The following is a 13444-nucleotide window of genomic DNA, read 5'->3' as shown; positions in this document are numbered from 1 at the left end:
GCTTACTGGCTTGAAGTCGTCGTTAAACGAGCGCTTAGCGCGGTAGGAAGGCATTTTCGCCCCAGACTTTGTAGCCTTCACGGAATTCCGATAGGTCTTCCCAGACTTTGGCAAAGAATGGATCGTTCGCCGATTCTTCAGCGACCACTTCGTCCCAAGCGGATTTAAAGGTGCTCAGCATTTCTGGGCTCCACTTTTTGATTACAACACCACGCTTTTCAACGTTTTCTTGCAAGATGGCAAACTGCTCCGCTTCGCCTTGGGCAAGTGAGTCCGCCACGGAAGCTTTACAGACTTGGTTTAGCTGCGCTTGCTGGCTCTCGGACATTTCATTCCAAGTATCTTTGTTGATCAAAAGCTCAGCCAAGGTTGCTTGTTGGTGCCAACCAGGGAAGTAGTTGTATTTGACGATCTTGTGGAAGCCGATGTTTTTATCCACTGAAGGGATAGAGAACTCAGTGGCATCAATCGCACCTTTTTCCAGCGCAGGGAAGATTTCTGAGCCTGGTAGCAACGACGTCGACACGCCTAGCTTCTCCATGACTTTGCCGCCAAGACCGAAGAAGCGCATGCGCAGACCTTCAAGATCTTCTGGCTTTTCGATTGGCTTTGAGAACCAGCCAGAGGTTTCTGGCGGGGTAATACCACATGGCACAACATGTACGTTGTAACCCGCTTGGTCGTACATTTCTTGGTACAGTTTTAAACCGTTGCCGTAATAAATCCACGCAAGGTATTCAGACGCTTCTGGACCAAAAGGTACAGATGAAAACATCGGTGACGCAGGGATTTTACCTGCCCAGTAACCTGCCAACGTGAAGCCTGCATTAACCTTGCCACGTGATACAGAGTCTAAAATTTCAAACGGTGCGACCAATTTACCCGGCTCGTATACCTTCATGCGCAGCGTATTGTTGGAAACCAGCTTAAGCTGATCCGCCACTTTAACGATCGGAGAACCTAGGCTAGGTAGATTAGTAGAGAAGGCTACGGGCACTTTTAGCATGATTTTCTTGTCATCAGCCAACGCCGCAGGTGTAAGAGATGCCATGGCAACAGCTACCGCTGTCCCTGTGAGCAGAGTTTTTACGGATGTTTTCATTTTTATAACCTTTGTTTGGATATGTTTATTTTTATCGTCGCCCCCGTGACTCCCAGACCAACTAGAGGCTATTATCCAAGATCGATAAATTGGTCATACCAATTTACCTGATCAAAGTAAGGCAAAGATAAGAACAAGCCGATAATTTGTCAACTGGCTATTTTTAAGACTTTTGTCGACATATTAGTGATTTTTACCATTGGTTTTACCACTTTTAACTTTATCCACAGAAGTTGAAGGGTTTTATTCAGCATGTGAAAAACATTGACATTGGTCTTACCAAATAATTAACTGCAACAAAACCAATTAGGTAGACATACATAAAGGGGCTTTATCGTGAGCAAAAGTAGCTTCGGACGCGTCAAACAGCCGAAAATCTCCGACATCATCATGCAAGAGCTCGAAAGTATGATTTTGGAAGGGACGTTTAAACCTGGGCAGAAATTACCGCCGGAGCGCGAGTTGGCGGAGCGCTTTGATGTGTCACGGCCTTCATTACGAGAAGCGATCCAAAAGCTGGCCGCCCGCGGCGTGCTGAACTCCAAACATGGCGGCGGTACTTATGTCTCTGAGCAGCTGGGCTCTTCGTTTACCGATCCACTGCAAGCGTTACTAAGCTCTCATGACGAGTTTTTGTACGATCAACTAGAGTTTCGCGATGCGCTAGAGGGGCTCTCGGCTTATTACGCCGCGCTGCGTGCGACAGAGGCGGATAAGGCCATGCTGACCAAACGCTACAACGCCTTAGTGGCAGCGAACCAACGTGAAGATTCAAGCCAAGAATCCAAGCTCGATGCCGAATTTCATATGGCGATCGCCGAATGCGCTCACAATGTCGTGCTACTGCACACATTGCGCAGCTTGTTTTCGACGTTAGAAAAAAGCATCTCGGCCAATCTGACCAATTTATTTGAAAAGAAAGATGCGCGTGGCCATGTCATGGCACAACATCAGGCGCTGTATGATGCCATCATGGCAGGGCAGCCTGATGAAGCACGCTCGGCGGTGCATGCGCATCTCGTGTTTGTCGAAGATAACCTGCTAAAAATGCGCCGCGAAGCGTCACGTATTCAACGCTCCTTGCGACGCAACGAACAAGAATTAGACTGACTCAGGCGCAAACCACACATGGCGCTTCAAATTACGCTGGTAACACCACCACAAGGTGATCGCACGAGCGATAAAAAACAGCGCCATGCTGAGCCAAAGACCATGATTGCCTAAGCCTTGGGTCAGCCACCATAATGGAAAAAACACGCCTAACACACTGAGAATCATGGTGTTTTGCATCTGTTTAACACTGGTCGTGCCGATAAATATACCATCGAGCATGTAGGACCAAATACCCAACAGAGGAAAGGCAATCAGCCAAGGTAGGTACAGTTTGGCCGTCGCTCGCACCGATTCAACGCTGGTTAAAAGGTCGATAATCAGCCCGCCAAACAGCCAAAACACCAACATTAACAACAACGCAGCAAACAACGCCCAGTAAGTCGATAAGCGGATCACCTTCTCAAACAGCTCACGCTTTTTACGCCCTAGATATTCGCCACATAGCGCTTCCACAGAAAACGCAAAGCCATCCAGCGCATTGGAAATGATCATTAGGAAGGTCATTAAAACCGCATTGGCCGCCAAGACCGCATCGCCTTGGCGCGCCCCTTGTGCGGTAAAGAAGGTCATCACGGTCAGCAGTAAAACCGTGCGCACAAACAAATAGCGATTCACTTGCACCAACTCAATGTAGGTACGCCATTTGGCCAAATCCACTAATGGCACGTGCCCTTCAAAACGCTGTAATTGCTTGGCCGCTAGCACCAGCGCAAAGCACACACCTAAATAATGCGATGCTACCGTCGCCCAAGCGACGCCGACACTGGCCATATCCCACTGATACACGGCCACATAATCCAGCATCATGTTGGCGATATTGATCACCAGCAGCATCCATAAAGGGCCTTTGGAATATTGAATACCAAAGAACCAGCCCATCAAGGCATAGCCTGCCAACACAGCCGGAGCGCTGTAGATTCGCGCTTCACAATAGGCCCGCGCCCAAGGCTCTAGCTCGGCGCTCGGCTCCATAAAATAGATCGCCAGCTCAATAATGGGCCCTTGGAACAGAATCAGTAATAAACCAATTCCCACGCCCATCGCAATCGACTGTAACAACAGCGCCCGCACACGATGCCCGTCATCACGTCCCATAGATTGCGCGGTTAATCCGGTCGACCCCATACGCAAAAAGCCAAACGCCCAAAACAAGAAGCTAAAAATGCTCGCGCCGATGGCAACCGCACCAAGATGCAATGCTGTGCCTAGATGTCCGACCACAGCCGTATCGACTAAACCAAGTAGAGGCGTGGTGATGTTAGACACCATTGGCGGCCATGCTAGATGCCAGATTTTGCGATGTAGAGCGCCGTCTTGCTGGATACGTGCTTTCAGCTGTTGATAACTCAAGCTTTGCCTCGTTGGAACAAATTGGGTGTATTTTGCATCATTGTGGATAAGTTAGTTAACGCTAACCGCGTGCCGCCGATAATTGATTGTGGAAATAAGCGCCTGTTATACACATTTTTTTAGCGTTTAGACAGTTTAAAGCCGTCTTTCACGGCGATAGCCTGGATTTATACCCAAAATATGCGCCAAAATAGTAGTTATCCACATAGTTCCAGCAAATTCGTTTCATGTAGCAAATTGTATTGACATCTGGATAAGTGGTGGTTTTTTCCACAATTTGCTTTAATTTAGTGGCCATTTTGCTAAACTTCGCAGCGAAAATTTTCGGAGTCCCTATGAAAAAAGCATTCAAACCCGTATTAGAAGGTCTCGCTGTAGGCTGTGTCTTTATCAGTATTACCATGCTGTTCGAAATCCCGATGTACATGAGCTTAATCATTGGTGCGTTGGCCGCATTAGGTGGTTGGCACAACTCCGTCAAAATGGACAAAGCGAAAGCTGAGAAGCAGCAGAAGAATGACGAGTAATACAACGAAACCCACCTTCGGTGAGGGCGATGCCACGTTGCAAGCCATTGGTGGCTTGGAAGGTCTGAACAAACTTGTGCGCACCTTCTATCGCTTGATGGCGGACACGCCAGCGTATCGACCACTATTTGATATGCACCCGCAGCCTGTGGACACCTCGATCGATAAACTGATCCTGTTTTTACACGGCTGGATGGGCGGGGAACGCATGTACGCCGCCAAATACGGTCAAATCGCACTGCCACGTGCGCACGCGCACCTAGACGTAAACGATGCCGAGCGCCTAATGTGGCTCAACTGCATGAATGACGCTTTAGTAGAATGCGGTTATGACGACGATTTACGTGACTACCTAATCTCAGCCCTTAGCGTCCCCGCGGGCCGCATCCAACAAGTGAGCCAAGCTCAGCGCCAAAATAACGCCTAACTCCGCTGCTTGGTAACGTGGATATCCAAGCGCTTTGCTAAGCGCACTAGGTTGGCTCGGTCCATATTGAGAAGACGTGCCGCTTGCGCCCAGTTAAGCTCGGCTTGATCGAGGGCTTGTTGAATCATTTGGCGCTGAAAATCTTCTGTCGCTACTTTTAGATCGACGCTGCTATCTGTTGCTTTTTCAGCCGCAAGGTCGCTGCTTGTCGGCAGCTGTTCATCCTGCGGCAAGGTCGAGTTTATGTCGCCTAGGTGGCTTACATCAATGCAGGTAATTCCCTGATTTGTATGCTGTTTTGCGAGTAAAGCGGCGCGCGATAATACATGCTCAAGCTCCCTAACATTCCCTGGCCACGCATACTGTTGTAAGTGCTGACGCGCATTGGCCGAGAGGGTTAGCTGCTGCAAGCCAAATTTTCGGCGTAGCTGCTCAGCGAAAAAGCCTGCCAACAGCAGCACATCGCCTTGGCGCTCACGCAGTGGCGGTACCGCAATGGGAAATACGCTTAACCGATGATAGAGGTCGGCACGAAAGCGTTTCTCCGCTACTTCTTGTTTTAGGTCGCGATTGGTGGCAGCGATGATGCGCACATCGACGTATTCGATACTGTCTTTACCGACGGCCTGGATTTCTTGGTTTTGGATGGCACGCAGTAGCGTGCCTTGAGCTTCCAAGGGCAATTCACCAATTTCGTCGAGAAACAGCGTGCCGCCATGGGCGAGTGTGAACTTACCCACACGATCTCGATCCGCGCCAGTAAAAGCCCCTTTGACATGGCCAAAGAGCTCACTTTCGATCAGGTTTTCTGGAATCGCCGCACAATTCACATACACCATCGGCGCTTGTGAGCGTTGAGAGGCACGGTGCAGGGTACGTGCTACTAGTTCTTTACCCACACCGGTTTCACCTTCAATCAGCACAGCTAAATCCGCCGGTGCGACCAACTCTAGGTGTTGTTTGAGTGTTTGCATGGCTTGGCTCTGTCCAACCAGCTCAGTCGCTTCTTTATTCAATGCTTCTTCACTTAACTCCACCAAGAGCTCTTGTGCGTGCTTCGACTTTTGCTCCAGCCGCTGCAGTAGCATGGCGGTATTAAGGCTCATGGCCGCCATCGTACCGACAATATCTAACGCTCGAGCATCAATGTCATCAAACACACCTGGCGTCATGCTATCCAGCGTCACTACGCCCAACAGCTGGCCTTGTACATATAGCGGGATGCCCATGCAGGCATGTACTGGCAAGCCATCAGCATGGCCCGCCACCATACCGTCGTAGGGATCAGGCAGCGTGCAGCCTGTTGGAAAGCGTACCGGTTGGTATGAAGCACAAATATCGGTGAAACGCGGGTGCTCTTGAATACTAAAGCGGCGCCCCATGACATCATCGACTAACCCTTGCTGCGCAAGCGGCTGTAGCACGTCGCCTTGGCGTACTAGTAATACCACCGCATCACATTCGATGGTTGCGCGCACCGCACGTATTAGACGCTCGAACCGATCTTCTAAGGTCACAGAGCTGGCAAGGTCTAAGGCAAATCGCAGTAGGTGATCACTGGCAATCATAACTATCTCATTCAATTCTTATCGTTAGGTCATATTGACCTAATTAATAGGTAATGACACGAAAATAAGCCAGTCAAAATGACCTATATCAATTCTCTAAATTACCTAACCAACTGAATTAATTAGATAAAATATTTTTGGCACTGTTTTCGCTCTTAGAGGTTAACTGGTTCAGTTGATTGAGCCCAAAACACTTAAAACATCGCGGAGACACACTATGCTAGCGCAAACACATATCGACACCGTAAAAGCGACTATTCCGGTATTGGCATCAGCGGGGACAGCCATCACTGAGCATTTTTACAAGCGCATGTTTACGCACAACCCCGAATTAAAAGATGTATTCAATATGTCGCATCAAGCCACAGGCCGCCAACCTGCAGCCCTGTTTGATGCGATCGCTGCCTATGCAACTCATATCGATAATCTAGACGTGCTGACTGGTGCTGTGATGCGCATCGCCCATAAACACACCAGCTTTAATATCAAGGCCGATCAGTACGCAATCGTGGGTCATCACCTAATCGAAACGCTACGCGAATTACTGGGTGATGCGTTCACGCCGGAGATTGAAGAAGCATGGGGCGCCGCTTACCAGCAACTAGCGGATATCTTTATCCAAGTAGAAGGGGATTTGTACAAAGCCAACGCAGCCAAAGATGGCGGTTGGGAAGAGTTCCGTACCTTCCGCGTGGCGCAAAAACAACTCGAATCTGAGCTGGTCACTAGCTTTGTGCTAGAACCAGTCGATCAGCAGCCAGTGATGGATTACGTTCCAGGTCAGTATTTAGGGCTCAAAGTGCACCCAAGCGATCACGAGTTTGATGAGATTCGTCAGTACAGCTTATCGACTGCACCAAATGGCAAAAACTACCGCATCAGCGTCAAACGTGAGCTAAACGATACGAAAAATGGCGTGGTGTCTAACTACCTGCACGATAGTGTCGAAGTCGGTGATGAAGTGGCTCTGATGCCGCCTGCTGGCGACTTTCATTATCAAGAGCGTGAGCGCCCAGTTGTTTTAATCTCTGCGGGCGTTGGTTTAACCCCGATGAATGCCATCCTTGACACGCTGGTGCAGCAAGGCACTAACAACCCAGTGTTTTACCTACACGCTTGTCGTACTCCAAGCCAACACTCGTTTGGCGAGCACGTTGCAAGCTTGGCAGAGCGCATCAACCTCACTCACTACACTTGGTTTGAACATCAGGCACCGGAGAATGAAGATCACAGCCTCGCAGGACAAATGCAGCTGGCGCAAATCGCAGAGATACTACCGGTTAACGATGGCGACTTTTACCTGTGTGGCCCAGTGGGCTTTATGATGTTTGCGAAAGCGCAACTACTCAGCCTTGGTGTCAGCGAAGATCGCATTCATTACGAAGTGTTTGGACCACATCAGAGTTTTTAAGTAAGCCTTTCTGGAGTAAGACAAATCCAGCCTTCGACCAGACTCAGACGACGCTTAGCATTTGGCCTCTGATATAAAACCGTGCTAACTCAGTACAACATACACAAAATAACGCCATTAAATGACACAAATACACACATTTACCGTGTAAAAAAATGCAGTTACGGGTACACTTAACGTGTAAGATGTTACACATTAAGTGTACAGGTCTTAGTATCTTTTGGTTCATTGCTTAGTGATACTACTACATACAATTTGAAAAGCTCGCAACACTAAAAAACCGCCATTAGAGCGGTTTTCTGGTTTTAAAAGGAAGTAAAAAACACTATATGTAGTGTTTTTTTGGTTTTTCACCACTATATGTAGTGTTCAGGGATAGTTCTTAGTGTTAAAGAAAGGTTTAAAACTGGCACATTGGGTATGGACAATATCAACTCTGACCATCGCCGGTTTTTGGTTTATTCACCATGGCGGGACAACTTGGTTCCCAGTTTCGGTACCAGTAGTAAATAAAGCGGTTGCCGCGTCTGTTGATACGGAAACAAGCAGTTCTTCCGTTTCCAAAGTAGTTAGCACTACTGTCCAGACAGTTGATGAGGTAGGCGTTGAAATTATGAATTCATCTACTGTTTCAACTGCGCTTCATGCTGATGCAATAAGCATTGCTTACCAATTAGGTCGTTTAGATTTTGCGTCATTGGCCCTAGCTCTGATAGGGGTAGTATTTGCCATCCTTGGTGTGTTTGGCTTTATGCATTTAAAGGATCGCGCTGAATTCATTGCCAAAAAAACGACAGAAGAATGTTTTGAGCAGTTCAAAAAAGAAATGAGTGAAAAGCTGGAGCAGGACGCCATCAAGTACATGGAAGAATCAGTACCAGATCTTTTTCAGGACTATGCAGAACTTTATAAGAATGGCGTAGTTAACACGAATGAGACTAGCGGTACAGAAGACGATATCGCACCTGCACCAGATGAAGATTTAAGGGGAGGGCATCATGATGAAAAATAGTTTTGAAATCGTAAATGAAGCCATGAGAAACCAGCCTGTTGATCTGGAGCAATTATGCTCTGATCTGGGAATCAAGCTAACTAGAAAGCGTTTAGCAGACAATATGTCTGGTAAAATCGAACGCAAAGAAGACAATCAATTTGAAATCACTGTGAATAAAACGCACGGCGCATATCGTCAGCGTTTTACAATAGCCCATGAAATAGGTCACTTTATTTTACATCGACATTTGATGGGGACAGGTATTAGCGATAGTGTTGCATATCGAAGTGATAACGGTGAGTTAGGAAACAGCAAGATTAAACCTTCTCATGAAGCAGAAGCGAATCGCTTTGCAGCTGCTTTGCTGTTACCTAAAGAGCTGGTCGTAGAGCGCTTTAAAAGCGTAACTCAAGATATTTCAGCACTTGCTCAGTACTTTGAAGTATCGCAGCAAGCCATGACTATTCGTTTGAAAACATTTAAGCTGATAGCCTGATAACCAATAAGCTATCCAAGCTTTTTAAAAAATACCCGCCCTATGCGGGTATTTTTTATTCGAAATAATTGCAGTTTCGCAAAGTAATAGTCGTCCGCTGGAAAAACTAGACTGTAGAAAATATTAACTTAGAAAGCCTAGATAGCTATAAGCCCTGCTTAAACGGCAGCAGTTCATGGGTATCTTGGTGATACTCGCGCACAGCCTCGGCTTCTTCTTCACAGAAGTTGCCGATCGCGTCACGAAAACCAGGGTGTTCGATGTAGTGAATGCTGTGGCTGAACACAGGCTCAAAGCCGCGGGCAATTTTGTGTTCCCCTTGAGTGCCTGGATCAAAATGCTGTAACCCTTTTTCGATGCAGAACTCGATGCCTTGGTAATAACACGCCTCGAAATGCAGGCAGTCAAATTCCTCGATACAGCCCCAATAACGGCCATAGAGTGAGTGATCGTCGAAGAAACACCAAGACGCCCCCACTGGCAGGTCTTCTTTATACGCCAGTACCAATAAGATCTGCTCCGCCATGGTATTGACCAGCTGCTGGAAGAAAGCTTCGCTGAGATAGCCCACTTGGCCGCGCTTGGCGTAGGTGCTTTGGTAGCAAATATAGAAAAACTGCACATCAGCAGCTGTCAGCTCGGAGCCGAGCTTGCGCTCTAGGCGCAAGCCTTGCTGGGCGATTTTCTCGCGCTCTTTGCGAGCGCTTTTGCGCTTACGGCTGGCAAAGGTGGCAAAGAAATCCGCCATCGACTGATAGCCTTTGTTAAACCAATGAAACTGGCAGGAAATACGGTGTAAGTAGTCATCCGAACGCGCCAAGTGTTCGGCCAAGTGCTCGCGGCAAAATAGCAAATGCCAGCTGGAGAACTGGCGCTCTTGGTTGGCTTGGGTCAGCACTGGAGCAAGCGCCGCATAAATGGCCGCGTATTCTTCAGAATGGCCGGTCGGATCAAGGTGGGTAAACAAGCGTGGACCTGTCACCGGTGAATAAGGCACCGCCCAAATGCGCTTAGGGTAATAATCGTAGCCATAGCGCTGATAGGCATCGGCCCACGACCAGTCAAACACAAACTCGCCTTGCGAGTGGGTCTTTAAGAAGGTCGGCGCAATCGCAATCGGCGTGTCATCGTCGTCCATGACTAGTAGGTATTCTGGATACCAACCGGTGCCATCCCCCAAGCAGTGGTGCTCTTCTAACGCTTGGTAAAAAGCGAATTGGGCAAACGGATAAGAGGTCTCACCGATGGCCTGCTGCCAGCGTTCATAGCCAATATCTGCGATGGATGCGAACCATTGGGCTTTCATGAGGCCTCCGAAGTGAAGTTATTCATTGTGACTTAGCAATCATCTGCGAGTCGGCTCAACAGCACATCCCTGTGCTGGTGAGCCGATGCCGTCATCCTGACGGCGGCTCTTCGATTGATTGCTGAAGCCAAAAGTATTCTTGTGCTCTAACCAAGTAACAAAAAACGCCTAGCTAAGATCATAAACTCATCTGAGCACAGTTGTCAGGATGACAACGCTGGCTAATGGACACATGGATGTGCCGTTTAGCCAGTGCGAAGAGATTTTATGATCTGAGCAAAGACAAACATAAACTTACCTGAACACTGCTGTCAGGATGACAACGCTGGCTAATGGGCATATGGATGTGCCGTTTAGCCAGTGCGAAGAGAGTATATGATCTTAGAATTCAGTAGCTAAACTGACTACATCTCAGCACGTAGTTTTTCAATCACTGGTGCTTGTTCAGGGCGCTGGTGTAGCCACAAGAAGAAAGCTTCTGCCGCTTGGCCAACCAACATGCCTAAGCCGTCTGCACCTTGTGCGCCACGCGCAAATGCCCATTGCATAAAGACAGTCGGCTCTTTGCCATAAACCATATCGTAGACCCACGTATGAGGCGCGATCAGCGAGTCCTTTAATGGTGGTAGTTCACCGCCTAAACTTGCTGAGGAGCCGTTTATAATGACATCAAACGCGCCTTTTAGATCATCAAAACCTGAGTAGTCGCAGTTAAAAATGCGCGCCAGTTCTTCGGCTTTCGCTACCGTTCGATTGGCAATCGTGACCGTTTCTGGATCTTGTGCCATAACAGGCCCCAGCACACCACGTACCGCGCCACCAGCACCTAAGATCAATACACGTTTGCCTTTAAGTGGCTGCTCAAGCACCTTTACAATGTCGCGCACCATGCCTGCGCCATCAGTGTTGTCGCCGTAGAGTTCGCCATTTTTGCCCATCATTAGGGTGTTCACGGCTCCGGCTTGTTCGGCACGTTTACTTAGCTTGTCGCACATATCAAACGCACGCTGCTTAAACGGCACAGTAACGTTTAACCCGAGTCCACCTTCGGCGAAGAAGTCCTGAACCTGCTGCTCAAAGCCTTCTAGATCACCAAGGATCTTGGAGTAATTGACTGCCAAACCAGTTTGCGCGGCAAACGCATGATGAATCTCTGGGGATTTGCTGTGTTCAATGGGATTACCGATTACTGCGAGCTGTTCCACTGTAAACCTCAATTAAGATTGCTAAATTCGATGTTCATTATCAGCAAACGTCAAAGCCAAGCCAGAGAAGAACCGTCATAATCACGGTGAAAGTTCAAGGGGCAAAGGGATGTGCCATTTGAGCTGTCTCTTTGGTGGCTGGACGCTTGCTGATCAAAGATTAATAGGAAAGAGCGATTCTACTTAAGCTCGCCCTAACCAATCGCGTCCAGTCAGATAGTCTTCTGTCAGTGCGGCTTCTGGGCTGCCTGGCTCTGGCTCGTAACCGTAGGTCCATTTCACCTCAGGCGGCAATGACATCAAAATCGATTCGGTGCGCCCAGCGCCACTTTGCAAACCAAAGTGCGTGCCACGGTCAAACACCAAGTTAAACTCTACATAGCGCCCACGACGATGCAACTGAAAATCGCGCTCACGTTCACCAAATGGCGTGTCTTTGTGTTTTGCTAAAATCGGCTCGTACGCTTCAATGTAGCCATCGCCCACCGCTTGCATCAGAGCGAAGCTGTCTTCAAAGGACAGTTCATTAAAGTCGTCAAAGAATAAACCGCCGATGCCACGGTGCTCTTGGCGGTGTTTTAGGAAGAAGTACTCGTCACACCATGCTTTAAAGCGGTCGTAATACTCTTCGCCAAAAGGCGTCAGCGAATCCAGCGCTTGTTGGTGCCATTGGATACAGTCTGCTTCATCGACGTAATAAGGGGTCAGGTCAAAGCCGCCGCCAAACCACCAAACTGGCTCTAGGCCTTCTTTACGAACGACAAACAAGCGCACATTGGCATGGGAGGTGGGTGCGTAGGGATTATGCGGGTGAATCACTAGGGAAACGCCCATGGCTTCAAAGCTGCCGCCAGCAAGTTCAGGACGCTGGGCGGTCGCCGAAGGGGGCAACTTATCACCTTTAACATGGGAGAAGTTTACGCCGCCTTTTTCAACGACATCCCCCGTCAGCACACGGGTGCGGCCCATGCCGCCGGTTTCACGTTGCCAAGCATCTTCATGAAAGCGCGCCGTGGGTTCGAAGGCTTCAAGACGCTCACAGATACGATCCTGTAGTCCTAATAAATACTGCTTAACAGACGCTATCTTGTCCTCAGTTACCATGCTTAGGCTCGCTCCCTAGGTTGTAAATTAAGTGCTGGCATTCTAGCACTGATTCTCAACCAACAACACGCGCTTAAAAACGCTCCACCAGCGTACGCCAAGGCGCCATGGCATCTTCGAAACGCTCAGGCGCGCCGCTGGCCTGCACCAATACCGAAGCACCATGAAGGCTGGCCAAGATTTGGTAGGCGTAGTGGCGCGTTTCATCGGTCGGCATCCAGCCTTTTTTCATGTATGACACCACCGTCGCCAGCCAATCGACTTTGATCTCATAAAAGGCCTCTATTTCATCTAATACCTGTTGCTCAAGTAGACTCTTTTCGGCGGCTAACACGGTGCATAAACTTAAGGTGCCGTTGTCGATGACGCGCTTACGAAAGCCATCAATAAAGCTGTTTAACGCTTTTTGCGCGGCTTGGCGTTTCTTTTTGGGCAGCACTAGGTGCTCGGTAAAATCCGCGCGATAGCGCTTTAGCACCGCCAGCACCAAATCGCTTTTAGTCGGAAAGTGATAATGCACACTGGCACTTTTGATACCTACTTCAGCCGCCAAATCACGAAAGCTCATGGCTTTGTAACCTTGGCTTAGTAGTGCTTTTTCACCCGCGGCCATAATCGCAAGCTTGGTTGGGTTCTCAGGCTTGTTGGCAGCACTGAGGGTCGATTGCATATCCATGTGTTGTTCTCCTTGCTATCTATCAATCGGTAGATGCTTTTGTTTGTTTCACTATAGGCAAGGTTTATGACCATTTAAATACACATCCTTAAATGACCCACATTTTTCCGGATCTCTGACACAAGGTGTAAGCCTTTTGGCATTTGCGCGTTTCTTCACGGTGCT

13 protein-coding genes are annotated in these 13444 nt (G+C 48.5%); 6 read left to right on the top strand and 7 right to left on the bottom strand.

Annotation, left to right across the window (positions count from 1 at the left end; all coding sequences use genetic code 11):
- Positions 1-34: 34 nt before the first annotated feature.
- Positions 35-1102, bottom strand: a complete 1068-nt coding sequence (locus JQX58_RS06440) for a TRAP transporter substrate-binding protein (protein WP_204146011.1) — start codon at positions 1100-1102, stop codon at positions 35-37.
- Positions 1103-1492: 390 nt separating this feature from the next.
- On the opposite strand from JQX58_RS06440, the gene JQX58_RS06435 reads away from it, so the two are divergent.
- A complete protein-coding gene (locus tag JQX58_RS06435) occupies positions 1493-2212 on the top strand; it encodes an FCD domain-containing protein (RefSeq protein ID WP_204146651.1) in 720 nt (239 codons plus the stop codon).
- On the opposite strand, the gene JQX58_RS06430 is transcribed toward JQX58_RS06435, so the two are convergent.
- Positions 2204-3565 (bottom strand): MATE family efflux transporter, encoded by a 1362-nt coding sequence (locus JQX58_RS06430; protein ID WP_338040694.1) that lies wholly within the window; start codon positions 3563-3565, stop codon positions 2204-2206. The two genes, JQX58_RS06435 and JQX58_RS06430, sit on opposite strands and share 9 nt — an antisense overlap.
- A 335-nt stretch (positions 3566-3900) precedes the next feature.
- Between JQX58_RS06430 and JQX58_RS06425 the strand changes: the two genes are divergently transcribed.
- Both JQX58_RS06425 and JQX58_RS06420 read left to right on the top strand, forming a co-directional pair.
- Positions 3901-4092 (top strand): hypothetical protein, encoded by a 192-nt coding sequence (locus JQX58_RS06425; RefSeq protein WP_204146010.1) that lies wholly within the window; start codon positions 3901-3903, stop codon positions 4090-4092.
- Complete coding sequence (locus tag JQX58_RS06420; RefSeq protein WP_204146009.1) at positions 4082-4519, top strand: group II truncated hemoglobin; 438 nt, start codon at positions 4082-4084, stop codon at positions 4517-4519. Before JQX58_RS06425 ends, JQX58_RS06420 begins: the two co-directional genes overlap by 11 nt.
- On the opposite strand, the gene norR is transcribed toward JQX58_RS06420, so the two are convergent.
- Entirely contained in the window at positions 4516-6087 is a 1572-nt protein-coding gene (gene norR, locus JQX58_RS06415; protein ID WP_204146008.1) for a nitric oxide reductase transcriptional regulator NorR, read from the bottom strand. The two genes, JQX58_RS06420 and norR, sit on opposite strands and share 4 nt — an antisense overlap.
- A 217-nt stretch (positions 6088-6304) precedes the next feature.
- Between norR and hmpA the strand changes: the two genes are divergently transcribed.
- The 3 genes from hmpA (at position 6305) to JQX58_RS06400 (ending at position 8988) form a co-directional block, all read left to right on the top strand.
- Positions 6305-7498, top strand: coding sequence for an NO-inducible flavohemoprotein (gene hmpA / locus JQX58_RS06410; RefSeq protein ID WP_204146007.1), 1194 nt, complete (start codon positions 6305-6307; stop codon positions 7496-7498).
- Positions 7499-7883: 385 nt separating this feature from the next.
- Positions 7884-8510 (top strand): hypothetical protein, encoded by a 627-nt coding sequence (locus tag JQX58_RS06405; protein WP_204146006.1) that lies wholly within the window; start codon positions 7884-7886, stop codon positions 8508-8510.
- Positions 8497-8988 carry an ImmA/IrrE family metallo-endopeptidase gene (locus JQX58_RS06400; protein ID WP_204146005.1) on the top strand — a complete coding sequence of 164 codons (492 nt, stop codon included), beginning with the start codon at positions 8497-8499 and terminating at the stop codon, positions 8986-8988. Before JQX58_RS06405 ends, JQX58_RS06400 begins: the two co-directional genes overlap by 14 nt.
- 145 nt (positions 8989-9133) lie before the next feature.
- On the opposite strand, the gene JQX58_RS06395 is transcribed toward JQX58_RS06400, so the two are convergent.
- The 4 genes from JQX58_RS06395 to JQX58_RS06380 all read right to left on the bottom strand — a co-directional run bounded on the left by JQX58_RS06395 (position 9134) and on the right by JQX58_RS06380 (position 13279).
- On the bottom strand, positions 9134-10294 hold the full coding sequence (locus JQX58_RS06395; RefSeq protein WP_204146004.1) for a GNAT family N-acetyltransferase: 1161 nt from the start codon (positions 10292-10294) through the stop codon (positions 9134-9136).
- Positions 10295-10698: 404 nt separating this feature from the next.
- Entirely contained in the window at positions 10699-11499 is an 801-nt protein-coding gene (gene aroE / locus JQX58_RS06390) for a shikimate dehydrogenase (protein ID WP_204146003.1), read from the bottom strand.
- A gap of 183 nt (positions 11500-11682) precedes the next feature.
- Entirely contained in the window at positions 11683-12603 is a 921-nt protein-coding gene (gene hemF, locus JQX58_RS06385) for an oxygen-dependent coproporphyrinogen oxidase (RefSeq protein WP_204146002.1), read from the bottom strand.
- A gap of 73 nt (positions 12604-12676) precedes the next feature.
- The gene (locus JQX58_RS06380) at positions 12677-13279 is read right to left on the bottom strand and encodes a TetR/AcrR family transcriptional regulator (protein WP_204146001.1); all 603 of its coding nucleotides are present in this window, start codon (positions 13277-13279) and stop codon (positions 12677-12679) included.
- Between the last annotated feature and the right edge of the window lie 165 nt (positions 13280-13444).

Source organism: Marinomonas ostreistagni (assembly GCF_016888445.1).
In the GTDB taxonomy this organism is placed as follows: domain Bacteria; phylum Pseudomonadota; class Gammaproteobacteria; order Pseudomonadales; family Marinomonadaceae; genus Marinomonas; species Marinomonas ostreistagni.
The sequence above is the reverse complement of the archived record's forward strand: the minus strand, read 5'-3'. Positions and strand labels throughout refer to the sequence as shown.

Coding starts and splice junctions, on each gene's coding strand:
- JQX58_RS06380 (WP_204146001.1), bottom strand. CDS start 13,279: ATGGATATGCAATCGACCCTCAGTGCTGCCAACAAGCCTGAGAACCCA.
- JQX58_RS06440 (WP_204146011.1), bottom strand. CDS start 1,102: ATGAAAACATCCGTAAAAACTCTGCTCACAGGGACAGCGGTAGCTGTT.
- JQX58_RS06420 (WP_204146009.1), top strand. CDS start 4,082: ATGACGAGTAATACAACGAAACCCACCTTCGGTGAGGGCGATGCCACG.
- JQX58_RS06435 (WP_204146651.1), top strand. CDS start 1,493: ATGCAAGAGCTCGAAAGTATGATTTTGGAAGGGACGTTTAAACCTGGG.
- JQX58_RS06400 (WP_204146005.1), top strand. CDS start 8,497: ATGATGAAAAATAGTTTTGAAATCGTAAATGAAGCCATGAGAAACCAG.
- hmpA (WP_204146007.1), top strand. CDS start 6,305: ATGCTAGCGCAAACACATATCGACACCGTAAAAGCGACTATTCCGGTA.
- hemF (WP_204146002.1), bottom strand. CDS start 12,603: ATGGTAACTGAGGACAAGATAGCGTCTGTTAAGCAGTATTTATTAGGA.
- norR (WP_204146008.1), bottom strand. CDS start 6,087: ATGATTGCCAGTGATCACCTACTGCGATTTGCCTTAGACCTTGCCAGC.
- JQX58_RS06425 (WP_204146010.1), top strand. CDS start 3,901: ATGAAAAAAGCATTCAAACCCGTATTAGAAGGTCTCGCTGTAGGCTGT.
- JQX58_RS06395 (WP_204146004.1), bottom strand. CDS start 10,294: ATGAAAGCCCAATGGTTCGCATCCATCGCAGATATTGGCTATGAACGC.